At 69.8% G+C, this 17,302-nt stretch carries 16 protein-coding genes and 1 riboswitch; of the genes, 4 read left to right on the top strand and 12 right to left on the bottom strand.

Translation table 11 applies throughout. The features are described from left to right. Window positions 1-262: 262 nt before the first annotated feature. Window positions 263-1,564 carry an NYN domain-containing protein gene (locus tag IO40_RS0109265; protein WP_031175240.1) on the bottom strand — a complete coding sequence of 434 codons (1,302 nt, stop codon included), beginning with the start codon at window positions 1,562-1,564 and terminating at the stop codon, window positions 263-265. Between the two features lie 359 nt (window positions 1,565-1,923). Further along, window positions 1,924-2,163 (bottom strand): hypothetical protein, encoded by a 240-nt coding sequence (locus IO40_RS0109270; protein WP_016468511.1) that lies wholly within the window; start codon window positions 2,161-2,163, stop codon window positions 1,924-1,926. A 186-nt stretch (window positions 2,164-2,349) separates the two neighbouring features. On the opposite strand from IO40_RS0109270, the gene IO40_RS0109275 reads away from it, so the two are divergent. After that, window positions 2,350-3,084 (top strand): rhomboid family intramembrane serine protease, encoded by a 735-nt coding sequence (locus tag IO40_RS0109275; protein ID WP_041968636.1) that lies wholly within the window; start codon window positions 2,350-2,352, stop codon window positions 3,082-3,084. Beyond that, on the top strand, window positions 3,081-3,362 hold the full coding sequence (locus IO40_RS0109280; RefSeq protein WP_016468513.1) for an Lrp/AsnC family transcriptional regulator: 282 nt from the start codon (window positions 3,081-3,083) through the stop codon (window positions 3,360-3,362). The genes IO40_RS0109275 and IO40_RS0109280 overlap by 4 nt, the downstream gene beginning before the upstream one ends. 107 nt (window positions 3,363-3,469) lie before the next feature. Here the strand turns inward: IO40_RS0109280 and IO40_RS0109285 are convergent, their stop codons facing one another. Beyond that, on the bottom strand, window positions 3,470-4,861 hold the full coding sequence (locus tag IO40_RS0109285; RefSeq protein WP_031175241.1) for an aminotransferase class V-fold PLP-dependent enzyme: 1,392 nt from the start codon (window positions 4,859-4,861) through the stop codon (window positions 3,470-3,472). 170 nt (window positions 4,862-5,031) lie between these two features. Then, a riboswitch (SAM riboswitch) is annotated at window positions 5,032-5,150 on the bottom strand. A 517-nt stretch (window positions 5,151-5,667) separates the two neighbouring features. Here IO40_RS0109285 and IO40_RS0109290 point away from each other — a divergent pair. Further along, window positions 5,668-6,150 carry a VOC family protein gene (locus tag IO40_RS0109290; protein ID WP_016468516.1) on the top strand — a complete coding sequence of 161 codons (483 nt, stop codon included), beginning with the start codon at window positions 5,668-5,670 and terminating at the stop codon, window positions 6,148-6,150. A gap of 30 nt (window positions 6,151-6,180) precedes the next feature. Here the strand turns inward: IO40_RS0109290 and trpD are convergent, their stop codons facing one another. The 5 genes from trpD to ctaE all read right to left on the bottom strand — a co-directional run bounded on the left by trpD (window position 6,181) and on the right by ctaE (window position 11,699). Further along, window positions 6,181-7,248, bottom strand: coding sequence for an anthranilate phosphoribosyltransferase (gene trpD / locus IO40_RS0109295; RefSeq protein ID WP_030406116.1), 1,068 nt, complete (start codon window positions 7,246-7,248; stop codon window positions 6,181-6,183). A gap of 201 nt (window positions 7,249-7,449) precedes the next feature. After that, entirely contained in the window at window positions 7,450-9,102 is a 1,653-nt protein-coding gene (qcrB, locus tag IO40_RS0109300; protein WP_030406115.1) for a cytochrome bc1 complex cytochrome b subunit, read from the bottom strand. Beyond that, the gene (gene qcrA / locus IO40_RS0109305; protein WP_016468519.1) at window positions 9,099-10,166 is read right to left on the bottom strand and encodes a cytochrome bc1 complex Rieske iron-sulfur subunit; all 1,068 of its coding nucleotides are present in this window, start codon (window positions 10,164-10,166) and stop codon (window positions 9,099-9,101) included. The genes qcrB and qcrA overlap by 4 nt, the downstream gene beginning before the upstream one ends. Next, window positions 10,163-10,978 (bottom strand): cytochrome bc1 complex diheme cytochrome c subunit, encoded by an 816-nt coding sequence (gene qcrC, locus IO40_RS0109310; RefSeq protein ID WP_016468520.1) that lies wholly within the window; start codon window positions 10,976-10,978, stop codon window positions 10,163-10,165. The genes qcrA and qcrC overlap by 4 nt, the downstream gene beginning before the upstream one ends. A gap of 103 nt (window positions 10,979-11,081) precedes the next feature. After that, window positions 11,082-11,699 (bottom strand): aa3-type cytochrome oxidase subunit III, encoded by a 618-nt coding sequence (gene ctaE / locus IO40_RS0109315; RefSeq protein ID WP_030406114.1) that lies wholly within the window; start codon window positions 11,697-11,699, stop codon window positions 11,082-11,084. Window positions 11,700-11,925: 226 nt separating this feature from the next. Here ctaE and IO40_RS0109320 point away from each other — a divergent pair, with 226 nt between their 5' ends. Continuing rightward, a complete protein-coding gene (locus tag IO40_RS0109320; RefSeq protein ID WP_030406113.1) occupies window positions 11,926-12,339 on the top strand; it encodes a chemotaxis protein CheY in 414 nt (137 codons plus the stop codon). Window positions 12,340-12,464: 125 nt separating this feature from the next. On the opposite strand, the gene IO40_RS0109325 is transcribed toward IO40_RS0109320, so the two are convergent. The 4 genes from IO40_RS0109325 to ctaC all read right to left on the bottom strand — a co-directional run bounded on the left by IO40_RS0109325 (window position 12,465) and on the right by ctaC (window position 16,994). Next, entirely contained in the window at window positions 12,465-13,763 is a 1,299-nt protein-coding gene (locus IO40_RS0109325) for a L,D-transpeptidase (protein WP_016468523.1), read from the bottom strand. 134 nt (window positions 13,764-13,897) lie between these two features. Next, on the bottom strand, window positions 13,898-14,296 hold the full coding sequence (locus IO40_RS0109330) for a cytochrome c oxidase subunit 4 (protein WP_016468524.1): 399 nt from the start codon (window positions 14,294-14,296) through the stop codon (window positions 13,898-13,900). Beyond that, complete coding sequence (ctaD, locus tag IO40_RS0109335) at window positions 14,293-16,023, bottom strand: aa3-type cytochrome oxidase subunit I (RefSeq protein ID WP_030406111.1); 1,731 nt, start codon at window positions 16,021-16,023, stop codon at window positions 14,293-14,295. The genes IO40_RS0109330 and ctaD overlap by 4 nt, the downstream gene beginning before the upstream one ends. Continuing rightward, window positions 16,020-16,994, bottom strand: a complete 975-nt coding sequence (gene ctaC, locus IO40_RS0109340) for an aa3-type cytochrome oxidase subunit II (protein WP_016468526.1) — start codon at window positions 16,992-16,994, stop codon at window positions 16,020-16,022. Before ctaC ends, ctaD begins: the two co-directional genes overlap by 4 nt. Window positions 16,995-17,302 lie beyond the last annotated feature (308 nt).

Here is a 17,302-nt window from a genome sequence, read left to right on the forward strand (position 1 = left end):
GGGCCTCCGCCGTCACCCCGGATAGGTGATCACCCGAGCGGAGGTTCGTGGCCAGAGATTAGCCACGCGTAGTGATCGGATCAAATCCCTCCAGAAAAAAGGCGACCCAGGAGCACATTCTTTACCCGGCACCCACGCTGTGCGAGCGGTAACTCACTCTTCGCCACGGAAATCCCGGGCCCCGCCCCCGATGTCCCCTCCGCGCCCCGGACTCTGACGTTCCGTCGCCCACCGTCCCGGAACCCCCGGGGACGCAGCGCCCTCAGGACCGGGCCAGCCGCTTGAGCAGCAGCGTGGAGGACACCGGCCGGGCACCGGCCGCCGTACAGCCGTCTGCCACCTCGCGGTCGCTGGAGACCACCACCACCGGCCGGCCCGGCGGCTCGGCCCGCACCAGACGCCGGATCAGCTCGTCCGCCGTCTGACCCGGCTTCGAGAAGAGGACCCGCACGCCGCGCGGCGGCGCCAGCAGCACCGGCGCCGCCAGCTCCGCGCCGTCGAACACACAGGTGACCTCCGCGTTGGACTGGGCCGCCAGCACCGCCAGCCCGCCCAGCAGCCGCAGCCGCTGCTTCTCCAGCGGCAGCGAGGGATAGCCGGTCTTGGTCACGTTGTAGCCGTCCACCACCAGATGCGCCTGGGGCAACGCCAGCAACTGGTCGAGCAGCGCCGGATCGGTGGCCGACAGCGCCCGGGCCGCCACGTCCTTCGGCGACATCCGCCCCGGCTCCACCGCCTCCACGGTGTCGGCCGGCCGGGTCTGGGACGGCGGCAGCGCCAGCTCGCGGCGCAGCCCCTGCGCCGCGTCCAGCACGGTGTCCAGCAGCAGCCGCACCCGCATGTCCTCCACGCTGCGGCCCTCCCGCACGGCACGCCGTCCGGCCTCCAGTGCGGACTCCGTCTCGGCCAGCCGCGACTTGAGCCGCCGCACCTCGCTGTCCGACGCGGCCTTCTCGGCGTTCGCGGCGGCCCGTACGGAATCCAGCTCCGCCTGGAGCTTGCGCAGCGCCGCCTCACCGCGCCGCACATCCGCCTGGGCGCTGCGCAGCCGCCGCTGGGTGCCGTCCAGTTCCTTGCGGAGCGCCTCCAGTTCGCGCCTGCCCCGCTCGGCCTCGTCCCGTGCGGTGCTCTTGGCCTGGGCCAGCTCGTCACGGAGCCGGGCCAGTTCGCGCTGCGCCTCCTCGCCGGCGCGTTCGGCCTGCGCCCGCTGAGCCTCCTCCCCGGCAGCCGCGACGAGCTTCGCCCAGCCGGGAGGCCGCAGGATGTAACCGGCGGCGGCCACATCGACCGGGTCCGCGGCGGCGGGCGGGGCGCCGCCGTCCAGGGCCTCCGCCAGCTGGGGCAGCTGTTCGCGCAGCCGGGCGGCGATGCGCTGCCGGAAGACCGCGTCGGTCTCCAGCGCCGTCGCCATCGCGTTCCCGCCGAACTTGGCGCGGCGCTGCGGGGTGAACCGGGCGTACTGCCGCAGCGGGGGCGGCAGTTCCGCGACGGTCAGCCCGCCGAGGGCGTCACCGGTGAAGGCGACCACGCGCCGCCGCACCTTCTCGGGCAACGGGCGCTCCAGCCCCTCACCGCCGTCGCCGCCACGGCCGTCGTCGCCGTCGTCACCGTCATGGCCGTCGTCACCGTCATGGCCGCCGTCGTCGCCGCCACGGCCGCCGCGGCCGTCGGCACCGTCTTCGACGGCGTCGCCGTCCGCCGGGCCGGGCGCCTCCTCGGGGCCGGGCGCCCGGTCCGGTTCCGGTTCACGGCGCCGTCCGGGCGGGACCCCCGCGGGTCCCGCCCCGGGCCCGGGGCCCGCTTCCGTGCCGGGCTCAGGCCCCGGGGGCGCGTCGGCAGCCTCGTACCGCCGCCGAGGGTCGCCGCCCGTCCGTTCCACCACCGGTCACACCTGCCGTCTCACGACCTGATCTCCTCCAGGCCCTACACCTGGGCGCTGGGCCGGTCCACCAGTTCGATCTGGTCGACGGCGTTGCACCATCGGCAGCGCACGGACTCGATGCTCTCATCGAGCACTTCCCGCTCCTCGACCTTGGGTGCTCCGGCCAGGTCCAGATGGACGTACTCGACCACCTTGCTGGAGCGGGTGACGTCGAACCGGGTCAGGTTGCCGCACAGCGTGCAGCGCCAGCGCGTCTCGTCCGTGGGCGTGGGGACCGCCATCGTCTCTGTCCTCGTTTCCTTGAGGTCGGGTCCGTGGGTGCGCTGCGCTTCCGCAGAACACGTCACGGGCGTGCGGCGCGGGGTCAGGTCCGGTCAACCCTACGGCTTGGGACCGTCCGCGTGCCCCCGCGTGTGTCGAGGAGCATGCCCGGAGACGGACGGACACACAGCCGTCATGATCCGGACATGGACCACACCGACGACCCCGGCGCCACGCCCCCGCGCCGTACCGGAAGGAGACGCCCCTGGGTGACGTACGCGCTGATCGGCTGCTGCTTCCTGGTCTTCCTGGCGGGCCCGGCCTCCGGCGTCGTCCCCTCCCACGGTACGGGGCGGCTGGTTCAGGAGAGCCGGGCGGCCTGGTTCGACCGGTGGGGCGTGGTGCCCGAGGCGCTGCTGAGCGGAAGGGCGCGCCCCCTGCTGACACCGCTGACCGCGCTGTTCCTGCACGCCAACTGGCTGCACCTGCTGGGCAACCTGCTCTTCCTGTTCGTCTTCGGCGGCCCGGTCGAACAGCGCATGGGCCCGCCCCGCTTCGCCCTCTTCTACCTGGGGACCGGCTACGCGGCGATGTGCTGCTACGCGGTGGCGCACCCGGAGTCGGCGCAGCCGCTGGTCGGTGCGTCGGGCGCGGTCTCCGCCGTACTGGGCGCCTTCCTCTTCCTGCACCCCCGCACCCGGGTGACCAGCGTCTTCCCCTTCCTCTTCTTCCTTCCGCTGCGGTTCCCCGCCTGGGCGGTGCTGCTGTTCTGGGTCACCCTCCAGTGGCTGGCCGCGCGCCAGGACGCGGGCGGGCCCGGCATCGCCCACCTCGCCCACGTGGCCGGATTCACGCTGGGCTTCCTCTGTGCCTGGCTCGGACACCGCCGGGCTAGAGTGACCGGGCCAACCCCGGCATGTGAGGGAGAGAGACCACCGTGATCACTTCGATCGTGCTGATCCGGACGAGCACCGACAGCATCCCGGAGATCGCCGAGCAGATCGCCGCCATCGACGGTGTCAGCGAGGTCTACTCCGTCACCGGCGCGCACGACCTGATCGCCATGGTGCGGGTCGCCCACCACGACGACCTCGCCGACATCATCCCCGGCCGGATCAGCAAGGTCCCCGGCGTCCAGGCGACCGAGACCCACATCGCGTTCCGCACCTACTCGCAGCACGACCTGGAGACGGCGTTCGCCATCGGCCTGGACTCCTGACGGCGGCGAGGCCAGGCCCGATCACGGGGACCCCGCGGCGGTCCGGTGGGCCCGTCCGCGTGACGGACCCGGACCGGTCCCCCGGCCCTGGTGGGCCGCCGCCCCGCTCAGCGGGCGGAGCGCTCCGGCGCCTCGGGGACGCACCGGCCGTCCTCCGTACGGTAGTTCCAGCGGGCGCCGTTGCCGACCAGTTCCCGGACCGCCGTGACGAACCGGTCCACGTGCTCGTCCGGGGTCCCGGCACCGAAACTGACCCGCACCGCGTTCAGGGCCCGCTCACCCGGCGCCGCCTCGGGCACCCCGCACTCGCCGGGGGTGTCCCCCGACTGCCCCAGCAACGTACGCAGCAGCGGATGCGCGCAGAAGAGCCCGTCCCGCACGCCGATCCCGTACTCCGCGGACAGCGCAGCCGCGAAGTGCGAACTGTTCCAGCCCTCCACCACGAAGGACAGCACGCCCACCCGGTCGGCGTCCTGCCCGAAGAGGGACAGCACCGTGACCTGGGGCAGCTCGGCCAGCCCCGCCCGCAGCCGGGCCAGCAGCTCCTCCTCGCGGGCGACGAGCCGGTCGAAACCGGCCTCGGTCAGCGCCCGGCAGGCCGAAGCGAGGGCGTACGCGCCGATCACGTTGGGCGAGCCCGCCTCGTGCCGGGCCGCGGTCGTGTGCCACTCGACGTCCACCCCGCCGTCCGCGCCGCGCACCACGCTGCGGCTCGCCCCGCCGCCCGCCAGATACGGCTCGGCCTCACGCAGCCAGTCAGCGCGGCCGGCCAGCACCCCCGCGCCGAAGGGTGCGTACAGCTTGTGCCCGGAGAACGCCACCCAGTCCGCCTCCAGCTCCGCCAGGTTCACCGGACGGTGCGGGGCCAGCTGCGCCGCGTCCAGTACGAGCCGCGCCCCGTGCCGGTGCGCCGCCCGTGCCAGCTCGCGCACCGGCCACACCTCGCCCGTCACGTTCGACGCGCCCGTCACGCACACCAGCTTCGGGCCCGCTGGCGCACCGTGGAGCGCCGCCTCCAGAGTGGCGACGGCCGCCTCCGGGGAGCGCGGCGCGTCCAGATACGTCACCTCACGGCCCCGCCACGGCAGCAGCGAGGCATGGTGCTCCGTCTCGAACACGAACACCCGCGTGCCCTGCGGCAACACCGATGCCAGCAGATTGAGGGAATCGGTCGTGGCCCGCGTGAAGACGACCTGGTCACCCTCCCGGCAGCCCACGAACTCGGCGACCGTCCGCCGGCTCTGTTCGAACAACTCCGTCGACAACTGCGACAGATGACCGGCACCCCGGTGGACGCTGCCGTAGTACGGCGCATACGCGGCCACGTCGTCCCACACCCGCTGCAGCGCGGGGGCACTCGCCGCGTAGTCGAGCGCCGCGTACGTCACCTCCCCGCCGGTGACGAGCGGCACGCGGACATCGGCGCCGAGGACGGGAAGCGGCGTGACCCCCTCGGAACAAGAGGTCTTTTCCGGGGCAAAAGCGGCATCGAACGGCATGGTTGGGCTCCCACGGGCAGAACCGGGCGACCCGTCACGGCGCGGGACAGCGCCATCGGGCACGCGAGGAAAAAGGAAGAGACAGAACCGGAAAAGGGCCGACTTCGGCCCTAGCGCATTCGCTTGCTCACGGAAGGCTCCCTCGAAGACCAGGACCCCTGGCGGAGAGGGATCCGCGCTTGCCGCAGACCTTGCTGTCCTACGGCCTGGTCATCACCCGGGGCACCCCGCCACGGACGGAGGGTTGCCGGACAGCGGGCCGGGGCCTTTGTCGCTGTCGCTCGTGACCTGTGAGGGAGTATGCCACACGCTGTGCGCGGCGCACATGCCCCGTCTTGCCATGCGGACCCCCTCCCAGCAGGGGCTCCGCCCCTGGTGCCCCATGGGTGGGGCCCCCGCCCCTTGGCTGGGGCCTGCGCCCCTGTGCTCCCCCATTGGGTGGGGCCCTTATCCCTTTGGCTGGGGCCTCCGCCCCCTTGCTCCCCCATTTGTTGGGGGCTCTGCCCCCAAACCCCCGGTCCTCGCCGGACGGGCGTTGGGGCGGCTCCGCCCCCCAACCGCCCCCCGCTAGGGGGCTTCGCCCCCTAGGACCCCCGGCCGAAAGAGCCTGAGCCCGTTGACGTGAGACCAGTCCGCCTTGCGGCGGGAGCCCTTGGCGGGGTTTGTGACTCCGTTGATGTCCGTTGTTGTTTCCGTTGGGGCACCAAGGGTGTGGGCCGACCGGGTGGGGTTCTGGGGGGCTCTGCGATGAGTTTGGGGGTGGGGTCAGGTCTTCAAGGAGAGTGCTCCGGTCTACGGGAGGTCCCATGCAGCAGGCGCAGAAGATCAAGACGTTTCTCTGGTACGACGACCAGGCGGAGGAGGCGGCGAACTTCTACGTGTCCCTCTTCGAGGGCTCCCGCATCGTGGAGGTCACCCGCTACAGCGAGGCGGGCCCGGGTGAGCCCGGTTCGGTGATGACCGTGGTCTTCGAGCTGGCGGGGCAGCAGTACGTGGCCCTCAACGGCGGTCCGCAGTTCACGTTCACCGAGGCGGTCTCCCTCCAGGTGGACTGCGATTCCCAGGAGGAGGTGGACAGCCTCTGGGAGAAGCTGACGGCCGACGGGGGCCGGCCGGGCCCGTGCGGCTGGCTGAAGGACAAGTACGGGCTGTCCTGGCAGATCGTCCCCCGTCGGCTGTTCGAACTGCTGGCGGACTCGGACAAGCGGCGGGCCGAGGCGGTCACCCGCGCCATGCTCGGCATGGGGAAGCTGGACGTCGCCCAGTTGGAGGCCGCGGCCGGGCAGTGACCGGGCCGGGGGCCGTCGCGGGGCGGCCCCTCACCGGCGGTGGCTGGCCTCCACCCACCGTTCCAGTGCGGCGCGTGCGGCGCCCGAGTCGATGGACTCTGCGGCCCGTCGCATCCCGGCGGCGATCTGCTCGCTCAGCGGCGCGTCCCGCAGGTCGAGGGCGACGAGGGCGGCGGCGGAGTTGAGCAGGACGGCGTCCCGCACGGGACCGGTCTCCCCCTCCAGCAGCCGGCGGGCGACATCCGCGTTGTAGGCGGCGTCGGCACCCCGCAGCGCTTCGACGGGCACCAGGTCGATGCCCACGTCGCGGGGGTCGAAGCTCTCCTCGCGCACGGTGCCGTCACGTACGACCCAGACGGTGGACGTGGCCGTGGTCGTCAGTTCGTCCAGCCCGTCGTCCCCGCGGAAGACCAGCGCGGAGGAGCCGCGGGCCGCGAGCACTCCGGCGATGATAGGGGCCATCCGCGCGTCGGCGACGCCGGTGGCCTGGGCGCGGACCCGCGCCGGGTTGGTGAGCGGGCCCAGGAAGTTGAACGGGGTGGCCACGCCCAGTTCCTTGCGGGCGGTGCCCACGTGCCGCAGCGAGGGGTGGAAGAGCACCGCGAAGCAGAAGGTGATGCCCGCCTCGGCGGCCACCTGCGCCACCCGTTCCGGGGGCAGTTCCAGGTCCACGCCGAGCTTCTCCAGCACGTCGGAGGCCCCGCTGGCGCTGGAGGAGGCCCGGTTGCCGTGCTTGACGACCTTCACCCCGGTCCCGGCGACGACGATCGCCGACATGGTGGAGATGTTCACCGTCTTGGCCCGGTCGCCGCCGGTGCCGACGATGTCCACGGCCGGGCCCGGCACCTCGATGGTCCGCGCGTGCCGGTACATGGCCCGTACCAGGCCGGAGATCTCCTCGACGGTCTCGCCCTTGGCCCGCAGCGCCACCGCGAACCCGGCGATCTGCGCGTCGGTGGCCTCGCCCCGCATGATGCGGTCCATCGCCCAGGCGGTGGCGTCCTCGCTCAGGTCCTGGCCGGCCAGCAGGGCGCTGAGCACGTCGGGCCAGGAGTGCGCCGCCATGGTGTCGCCTCCGGCGGGGGTAGCAGCGCTCATGGGAACCACATCCTGGCAGTAGACCGACGTGAATGGTGCCGCCACCCTATCGACTCCGGGCGGCTGTGCGGCGGCCCGTTCAACCCGTGGGCACGCGGTACGTGAGGAGTGCCCGTACGCCCGGAAGGGGCCCACGGGACGGACCCGTGAACCCCTTCCGGTGTGGCGGATTCAGCTGGTGCAGCTGTCGGCAGCGTGCGGTCAGTGGTGGCCGTGGCTGCTTTCGATCTCGCGGTACTCCTCCCGCGTCGGCTTCGGGATCTGGCCGGACTCGCCGTAGTAGCCCTTGGAGAGCCGGGCCCGCAGCTTCTGACCGCGGGAGATCTTCCGCTCGACACCGTTCTCGTCGGTACGCGGCCCGATCTCGACGGGCTGGTACTGGTCGTGAGCGGTGAGCGTGTGCAGCTGCTCCTGGGAGAGCGGCTCGTGGATCTCGACGAACTCGCCGTGCGGGAGCCGCTTGATGGTGCCGGTCTCGCGACCGTGCAGCACCTTCTCCCTGTCCTTGCGCTGGAGGCCCAGGCAGACGCGGCGGGTGATGATGAACACCAGGACCGGCAGGACGAAGAACGCCACCCGCACGAACCAGGTGATCGCGTTGATCGACAGGTGGAAGTGCGTCGCCCACAGGTCGTTGCCGCCGCCGACGAGGCACACGAAGTACCAGGAGATCCACGCGGCGCCGAAGGCGGTACGCGTCGGGGCGTTCCGCGGCCGGTCGGCGATGTGGTGCTCCCGCTTGTCGCCGGTGACCCACGCCTCGATGAACGGGTACAGCGCGATGGTGACCAGCACCAGCGGGAAGATGATCATCACCGGGATGAACACGCCGAGCACCAGCGTGTGGCCCCAGGCGTTGATCTCCCAGCCGGGCATCACACGCACCAGGCCCTCGGAGAAGCCCATGTACCAGTCGGGCTGCGCGTTGGTGGACACCTGGTCCGGCCGGTAGGGGCCCAGCACCCAGATCGGGTTGATGCTGAAGAGCGCCGCGATCGCCGCGATCACACCGAAGACCAGGAAGAAGAAGCCTCCCGCCTTGGCCATGTAGACCGGCAGCAGCGGCATGCCGACCACGTTGGTGTTCTTGCGGCCGGGGCCCGCGAACTGGGTGTGCTTGTGGTAGAAGACCAGGATCAGGTGCGCCACCAGCAGCCCGAGCATGATGCCCGGCAGCAGCAGGATGTGGATGGAGTAGAACCGCGCGACGAAGTCGTCACCCGGGAACTCCCCGCCGAAGAGGAACATCGACAGGTACGTGCCCACGATCGGCACGGACAGGATCGCGCCCTCCATGAAGCGGACACCGGTACCGGACAGCAGGTCGTCCGGCAGCGAGTAACCGGTGAAGCCGGTGAACATGCCCAGTGCGAAGAGCAGGAACCCGAAGACCCAGTTGACCTCGCGCGGCTTGCGGAACGCCCCCGTGAAGAAGACGCGCATCATGTGCACGAACATCGCCGCGAGGAAGATCAGCGCCGCCCAGTGGTGGATCTGCCGCACGAGCAGACCGCCGCGCACGTCGAAGCTGATGTCCAGCGTCGAGGCGTACGCCTCCGACATCCGCACCCCGTGCATCGGGGTGTAGGCGCCGTGGTACTCCACCTCGTTCATCGACGGGTGGAAGAACAGCGTCAGGTAGACGCCGGTCAGGATGATGATGATGAAGCTGTAGAGCGCGACCTCACCCAGCATGAAGGACCAGTGGTCCGGGAAGATCTTGCGCATGTTGGCCTTGGCGAGGCTGTAGATGCCCAGCCGTCCGTCGGCCCAGTCGGCGACCCGCTCCCCCGCGGGCGCCTTCTTCTTGCCCTCGGCAGCGGCGCTGCCATGGGCCTCGGTTGCTGTACTCATCCGCGCTCCCAGAAGGCCGGACCGACGGGCTCCTCGAAGTCGCCCTGCGCTTCGAGGTAGCCGTCCTTGTTGACGCTGATGTTGAGCTGCGGCAGCGGGTGGCCGGCGGGTCCGAAGAGCACGCGCGCACCGTCGGACAGGTCGAACGTCGACTGGTGGCACGGGCACAGGACGTGGTGGGTCTGCTGCTCGTAGAGGCTGACGGGGCAGCCGACGTGCGTGCAGATCTTCGAGAACGCGACGATGCCCTCGTGCGACCAGTCCAGCTCGCGCTTGTCCTTGATGTCGTCCGGCTCCAGCCGGACCAGCATCAGGGCCGCCTTGGCGATCTCCGTCTGGAAGTCCTCGTCCTCGTGGTCCAGGCCCTCGGGACGGGCGAAGGTGAGCGAGCCGACGGAGATGTCCTCGGGACGCAGCGGCTGGTTGGTGTTCTCGTTGACCAGCAGCTTGCCCTTCTTCCAGGCGGTGTGCCGCAGCTTGTCCTCGGGCAGCGGGCCCAGGTCGCGCAGCAGCACCACACCGGAGAGCGGCACCAGGGCCACCGCACCGAACATGGTGTTGCGGATCAGCTTCCGGCGCCCGAGCGCGGACTCCTTGGCACCCTGCTTGAAGTCCGAGATGACCTTCTCGCGGACCGCGGGCTCCGCCGCGATCGGGTGACGCTCGTCGACCATCTCCTCGTCGGACATCAGCGTGCGGGCCCAGTGGACCGCGCCGGCACCGATGCAGAAGAGCGCCACGCCGAGGGTGAGGCCGAGCGCGAGGTTCAGCGCGCTGACGTGCCCGAGCGGCCAGACGTAGATGATCTTGTCGATCGGGAACGCCACGAAAGAGGCGATGAAGCCGATCGTGGCCAGCATCGACACCGTGAACAGCAGGGCGACGGTGCGCTCGGAGCGCTTGGCGGCCCGCTCGTCGATGTCCTGGATGCGGTGCTCGTGGGGCGGCAGCCCCGGGTCGGCGAACGGGTCGTTCTTGCCCGCTACCTCGCCGTGTGCCTTGTCCTGCTCGCGGGGCAGGTTCTCGTCTGACACGTTCTCGTTGGGTCCAGTCTCGCTACTCATGACTTCTTGGCCTTTGCGGTCCGAGCGGCGACCCAGACGGCGACGGCGATCATCGCGCCGAGGCCGAAGATCCAGGCGAACATGCCCTCGCTGACGGGGCCGAAGCCACCGAGCTTGAACCCGCCGGGGCTCTCGGACTTGTCGCTGTTGACCTCCTTCACATAGGCGACGATGTCCCGCTTGTCCTTCTCGGGAAGCGCGCCATCGGTGAAGGACGGCATGTTCTGGGGGCCGGTCTGCATGGCCTCGTAGATGTGCTTCTCGTCCACATCGCCGAGGTCGGGCGCGAACTTGCCGTGCGTGAGGGCGCCGCCCTCGCCGGTGAAGTTGTGGCACTGCGAGCAGTTGGTGCGGAAGAGCTCCCCACCCCGGGCGACGTCGGCCCCGCTCGGGTCGTACATCTCCTTGGTGGGCTGGCTCGGGCCCGAGCCCAGCGAGGCGACGTACGCGGCGAGCTGGTTGATCTCGTCCTGGCTGTAGATGTTCTTCTTCCGCGGCACCTGGGCGCCGGGCTGCTGGGCCGGCATGCGGCCCGTGCCCACCTGGAAGTCCACCGCCGCGGCCCCGACACCGACCAGGCTGGGACCGTCGCTGGTCCCCTGGCCGCCGGTACCGTGGCAGCTGGAGCACCCGGTGGCGTAGAGCTTCTTGCCCTCCTCGATGGCGAGGGACTTACTCGACTCCTGCTTCTCGGCCTTGGCCTCACCCGCGGGAGCGAACGCGGTGTACAGCCCCCCGGTGGCCGCCAGCGCGAAGAGTAGAACGACAAGCGCCGCCAGCGGATGGCGCCGTCGTGCGGAGAGCTTTTTCACGGATTACCCCGGTGTCAGGATCTTCTCGTCGATGCGGTGTCTGTCCGTTGATTCCGTAGTCCGCCAGTGCGGTACGGCGCGCGGCGATGCCACGCCCGCGCGGTTACCGGATCAGGTAGATCGTGGCGAAGAGGCCGATCCAGACGACATCGACGAAGTGCCAGTAGTAGGACACGACGATGGCGGCGGTGGCCTGGTGGTGTGTGAACCGCCTGGCCGCATAGGTGCGCCCCAGGACGAACAGGAAGGCGATGAGGCCGCCCGTCACGTGCATCCCGTGGAAGCCGGTGGTCAGGTAGAACACCGATCCGTACGGGCTGGAGGAGAGCGAGGTGCCCTCCTTGACCAGTTCCGTGTATTCGAAGACCTGGCCGCCGATAAAGATCGCACCCATGATGAAGGTGACGATGAACCACGCCCGGAGCTTCTTCACATCACCGCGCTCGGCAGCGAAGACGCCGAGCTGGCAGGTGAGCGAGGAGAGCACCAGGATCGTGGTGTTCGTCGCCGAGAAGGGAAGGTTCAGCTGTGAGGCATGCTCCTTCCAGTAATCGGCTCCGGTCACCGACCGAAGGGTGAAGTACATCGCGAAGAGGGCCGCGAAGAACATCAGCTCGGAACTCAGCCAAATGATGGTTCCGACGCTGGTGAGGTTCGGCCTGTTGACCGACGGGTGCGCGTGCCCGGTTTCTACTGCTGTTGCTGTCGCCACGACCGACATTATGTCGGTCGCTTATCCCGGCCTCACTTCGGGGGGTCCCGTTCGGTGTGTCCGTACCCGCCGACCGCCTCGTGCCCTGCACGGACGGCCCTCCCCCACCCCGGGCACGGCCCTCGTACGGACCAGTACGGGCGTGTGCTGCCCGGTGTTGACGGGGCGTCGGAGGGAGTAGCATCCGAGCCCCAGCGGTTCACTCGATTCGCAACGCTACGGACGCGGAGGAACGATGCAGCCGACCGCCACGGTGCTGGTCTACAGCGACAACGCCACCACCCGCGAGCAGGTGCGGCTCGCCGCGGGCCGCCGGCCGGCCGCCGACGTGCCCGAGGTCCGCTACCTGGAATGCGCCACCCTGCCGGCCCTCCTGAGCACGCTGGAGGAGCAGCACGTGGATGTGTGCGTGCTGGACGGGGAGACCTCCCCGGCCGGCGGCATGGGCGTGTGCCGCCAGATCAAGGACGAGATCTTCGAGTGCCCCCCGGTGCTGCTGCTGATCGGCAGGCCGCAGGACGCCTGGCTGGCCACCTGGAGCCGGGCGGAGGCGACCGTGGCGCACCCGGTGGACCCGGTCGCGCTGGCCGATGCGCTGGCCGGGCTGCTGCGCCGGCGGGCCGCCCGGGGCAGCCTGGCCCGGGCCTGACCGCCACGCCGCTCCCCGGGGCCCCGCGCCCTTCCGTGCCGGCCGGCCTTCCGGGACGTCCCGCCGAGGACAACCGCGCGCCCGCCCGTCCCCCGTTCGGGGGGCGGGCGGGCGCGTCTCGTATGTCACACCTGCGGGCGGAGCCGGGCGGCGTCCGCCGCCCCGTTGCCGACCGGTCTGCCGTGGTCGACGGCGCTGCCGGCCCGCCATTCCTTCCAGTCCATGTTCCAGTCGCCGAAGCCGTTGCCGAAGGGCGCCATCTTCTCGCCCGCCGTGTTGACGTGCTGCACGATGTCGCCCTCGCGGACGGTGTTGAAGAACCACTTGGCGTTCTCGCTGCTCATGCCGGTGCAGCCGTGGCTGGTGTTGGAGACGCCCTGGGAGCCGACGGACCAGGGTGCTCCGTGCACGTACTCGCCGCTGTCGGTCAGCCGGGTGGCCCAGTGGACGCCGAGGTCGTAGAAGTCGGAGGCGCCGATGCTGGCGCTGGTCATCCGCACGTACGGCTCCTTGGTGAGGATCACCTTGATGCCGTTGCGGGTCTCGTAGCCCGCCTTGCCGGTGGTGATGGGCATCGTGTGGATGGTCCTGCCGTTCTTCTTGACCGTCATCCGGAGGGATGAGGCGTCCGCCACCGCGACTATTCGGTCGCCGGTCTTCATCCGGACGGGTTTGGCCTTGCCGCCGTACAGACCCTTCCGGATCTTCAGCCCTTTGAGTGACGACCGCAGCGTGATGGTGGCGTGGGCGGGCCAGTAGCTGCGCGGCCGGTAGTGCAGCTTCTTGCTGTCGACCCAGTGCCAGGAGCCCTCGACCCGGGGCTGGGAGTCGACCTTGAGGGCCCGCTCCACCAGCTCCCGCTGACGGCGTTCCTTGACCGGGCGGCTCAGTTCGGCCGTGAGGGGCATCCCGACGCCGTATGTGCCGTTCTGCGGGCCGAGTTTGACGTTCAGGTGCTTGGATGCGGGCCGGGTGCGGAAGTCCATCGTGCGCCGCCCTGGAGCGCCGTCCTGGTTCTCCGTGCCGACATCGAGGGTGTAGTGGGCGCCGGCGGCCAGCGGGCCGGTGCTGTGCCAGCTCTTGCCGTCGGCGGACAGCTCGCCCGGCACCACCCGTCCCGACGCGTCGGCTGCGGTGACGTCGGTGAGGGTGTCGCCGTTGCGGGAGGTGACCTTGAGCGGTTGGTTGGGGTCGACGTCCGTGGCGTCGGCGCGGGTGCTGACGGAGACGGCGTCGGTGGCGTCGTAGGGGGCGGAGGCGAGCGGGTCGCCGCTGCTGTTCCCGGTACCGCAGGCGGCGAGCCCCACGGAGAGGGGCGCCAGCAGCAGGGCGCAGCTCTTGACCGCCCGGCGCTTGTGCCTGCGGGTCAGTGTTCTGGGGGTGAGAAACCCCTGCGGAAGCGCGGTGCGCGGCCTGTGACTCATAGGCCCAAAATATGAATAATGGGCGATTCGGGCGCGCTGGATGCGTACGAACGGGTCGGCCCCCCGGAGTGTCGGGGGGCCGATCCTTGCTATTCGCTTGTCGTCGTGCTGTGAGGCGCCGTCAGGCGCGGGTCTCACTGGGTGCGGTTGGCACCGTGGTAGTACTCGAACACCCAGCCGAACAGACCGATCAGCAGCAGCGGCGCCGAGACGTACACCAGCCACCAGCCGATGGCCACGCCCAGGAAGGCGAAGGCGCCACCGAGGCCGAGGACGAGCGGCTGCCAGCTCCACGGGCTGAAGAAGCCCAGCTCGCCGGCGTCGTCCGCGACATCCGCCTCCTTGTTGTCCTGGGCCCCGGTGTCCACGCGGCGTGCGGTGAACGCCAGGTAGTAGCCGACCATGATGGCCAGACCGAAGGCCAGGAACAGGGCCGTGGTGCCCACCGGCTCCTTGGACCAGAGCCCGTAGGTGATCGCGACTGCCAGCAGGAAGAGCGACAGCCACAGGAACATCTTGCCCTGGATCTTCACTTCCCGGCCTCCTTGCTGCCGGCGAGGGCCTTCTCGCCCCGGTCCACGTTCTCCAGCTCGTCGAGCGCGGCGATCTCGGGGTGGTGCAGGTCGAACGCCGGGGATTCGGAGCGGATACGGGGCAGGGTGAGGAAGTTGTGCCGCGGCGGCGGGCAGCTGGTCGCCCACTCCAGCGAGCGGCCGTAACCCCACGGGTCGTCGACCTCGATCTTCTTGCCGTACTTGTGCGTCTTCCAGACGTTGTAGAAGAACGGCAGCATCGACATGCCGAGCAGGAACGAGCTGATCGTGGAGATCGTGTTCAGCGCGGTGAAGCCGTCGGCCGCCAGGTAGTCGGCGTACCGGCGCGGCATGCCCTCGGCACCCAGCCAGTGCTGGACGAGGAAGGTGCCGTGGAAGCCGATGAACAGCGTCCAGAAGGTGATCTTGCCGAGCCGCTCGTCCAGCATCTTGCCGGTGAACTTCGGCCACCAGAAGTGGAAGCCGGCGAACATCGCGAAGACCACGGTGCCGAAGACGACGTAGTGGAAGTGCGCCACGACGAAGTACGAGTCCGAGACGTGGAAGTCCATCGGCGGCGAGGCCAGGATGACGCCCGTCAGACCACCGAAGGTGAAGGTGATCAGGAACCCGATCGTCCACAGCATCGGTGTCTCGAAGGACAAGGAGCCCTTCCACATCGTGCCGATCCAGTTGAAGAACTTCACACCTGTCGGCACGGCGATCAGGAAGGTCATGAACGAGAAGAACGGCAACAGGACGCCGCCCGTGACGTACATGTGGTGCGCCCAGACCGTCACCGACAGACCGGCGATGGCGATCGTCGCGCCGATCAGACCGATGTAGCCGAACATCGGCTTACGGCTGAAGACCGGGATGACCTCGGAGACGATGCCGAAGAACGGCAGCGCGATGATGTACACCTCGGGGTGGCCGAAGAACCAGAACAGGTGCTGCCACAACAACGCTCCGCCGTTGGCGGAATCGAAGATGTGTGCCCCGAATTTACGGTCCGCCTCCAGGGCGAACAGCGCGGCGGCCAGCACCGGGAAGGCCAGCAGCACCAGCACACCGGTGAGCAGCACGTTCCAGGTGAAGATCGGCATGCGGAACATCGTCATGCCGGGGGCGCGCATGCAGATGATCGTGGTGATGAAGTTGACCGAGCCGAGGATCGTACCGAAGCCGGAGAGGGCCAGACCCATGATCCACATGTCGGCGCCGACACCCGGCGAGCGGACCGCGTCGGACAGCGGCGAGTAGGCGAACCACCCGAAGTCGGCCGCGCCCTGGGGGGTGAGGAAGCCGCCCACGGCGATGATCGAGCCGAACAGGTAGAGCCAGTAGGCGAACATGTTCAGCCGCGGGAACGCCACGTCCGGCGCACCGATCTGGAGCGGCATGATCCAGTTCGCGAAGCCACTGAACAGCGGGGTGGCGAACATCAGCAGCATGACGGTGCCATGCATGGTGAACGCCTGGTTGAACTGCTCGTTCGACATGATCTGCATGCCCGGCCGAGCGAGTTCGGCGCGCATGAACAGCGCCATGACGCCGCCGATGATGAAGAAGACGAACGACGTGATCAGGTAGAGACTGCCGATCGTCTTGTGGTCGGTGGTCGTCAGCCACGAGACCACCACCTGGCCGGGGCTCTTACGGCGTCCAGGGGATGTCGCCGGAGCCGTGTCGGCGGCGGCACCCTGGGGTTCGTTGAGGATGCTCACGGGTTATTCGTCTCCGCATTCTTGGCACCACCGGTGGTGGCGGTGCCCGCCGGGATGTAGCCGGTCTGGCCCTTCTTCGCCAGATCCTCCAGGTGCTTCTGGTAGCGCTCCGGGGAAACGATCTTCACGTTGAAGAGCATCCGGGAGTGGTCGACGCCGCACAGCTCGGCGCACTTGCCCCGGTAGGTGCCTTCCTTGCTGGGGGTCACCTCGAAGCGGTTGACATGGCCCGGAATGACGTCCTGCTTCATCAGGAACGGCAGGACCCAGAAGTCGTGGATGACGTCGCGGGAGGTCAGGATGAACTGGACCTTCTCGCCCTTCGGCAGCCACAGGGTCGGGCCCGGGTTGCCGTTCTGGGGGTTCCTCTCACCTGGAGTGCCGGCCTCGTAGACGCCCTCGGCGCCCTTGGGGAAGCCCTTGGTCATCCGGTCCGGGATGGCGCTCAGCTCCTTGTGGAGCGAGTCCTTCGTGGTGACGTCCGTCTTGGGGTCGCCGTCCACGTCCTCGATGTAGTTGAAGCCCCAGCTCCACTGGTAGCCCACGACGTTGATGACGTGGTCGGGCTTCTTCGAGGTCTCCAGGAGCTTGGTCTCATCCCGCGCGGTGAAGTAGAAGAGCACCGAGATGATGATGATCGGGACCACGGTGTACAGCGCCTCGATGGGCATGTTGTACCGGGTCTGGGCGGGGATCTCGACCTTGGACCGGGAGCGCCGGTGGAAGATGACACTCCACAGGATCAGCCCCCACACCAGGACGCCCACGGCGAGCGCCGCCGCCCAGGAGCCCTGCCACAGGGAGAGGATCCGCGGCGCCTCGTCCGTTACCGGGGTGGGCATTCCGAGGCGGGGGAAGTCCTTTGATGTGCAACCGGTCGCGGTCGCCAGGACCAGGCCCGCGGCCAGCGCCTGCTGCAGCTTCCGCCGCATCGGGCGCCGCGACGAGCGGTCGGAGCCGTTGGGACTCACGTAGCGCCTTCCCGAGAGTCTCGCCCGCGTCGGTCGGGCGCGGCCCTCTTACGTGGTCGGGCGCCGGCCCTGGCGCGGGCAGGGGTTTGGATGTTTATGCGGACCAAACCCTAGCCGACGCCATTTGGGGTCGCGCGGGGAGGGGGCACAACGCGCCGCGTACCACCCCGATGGGGTCGGATGCCGCCGCGGCGGACCGGAACCGCCGCCCGGGGCCCGCGTTCCGCGCCTTCGCGGCGGCACCACGGCGGGGAGCACGCAAGGCAGTTCGCGCCGTGCGGCGCGACCGCCGGGGCGGTGCGGCGCAC

This window comes from Streptomyces albus subsp. albus (assembly GCF_000725885.1).
GTDB lineage: Bacteria > Actinomycetota > Actinomycetes > Streptomycetales > Streptomycetaceae > Streptomyces > Streptomyces albus.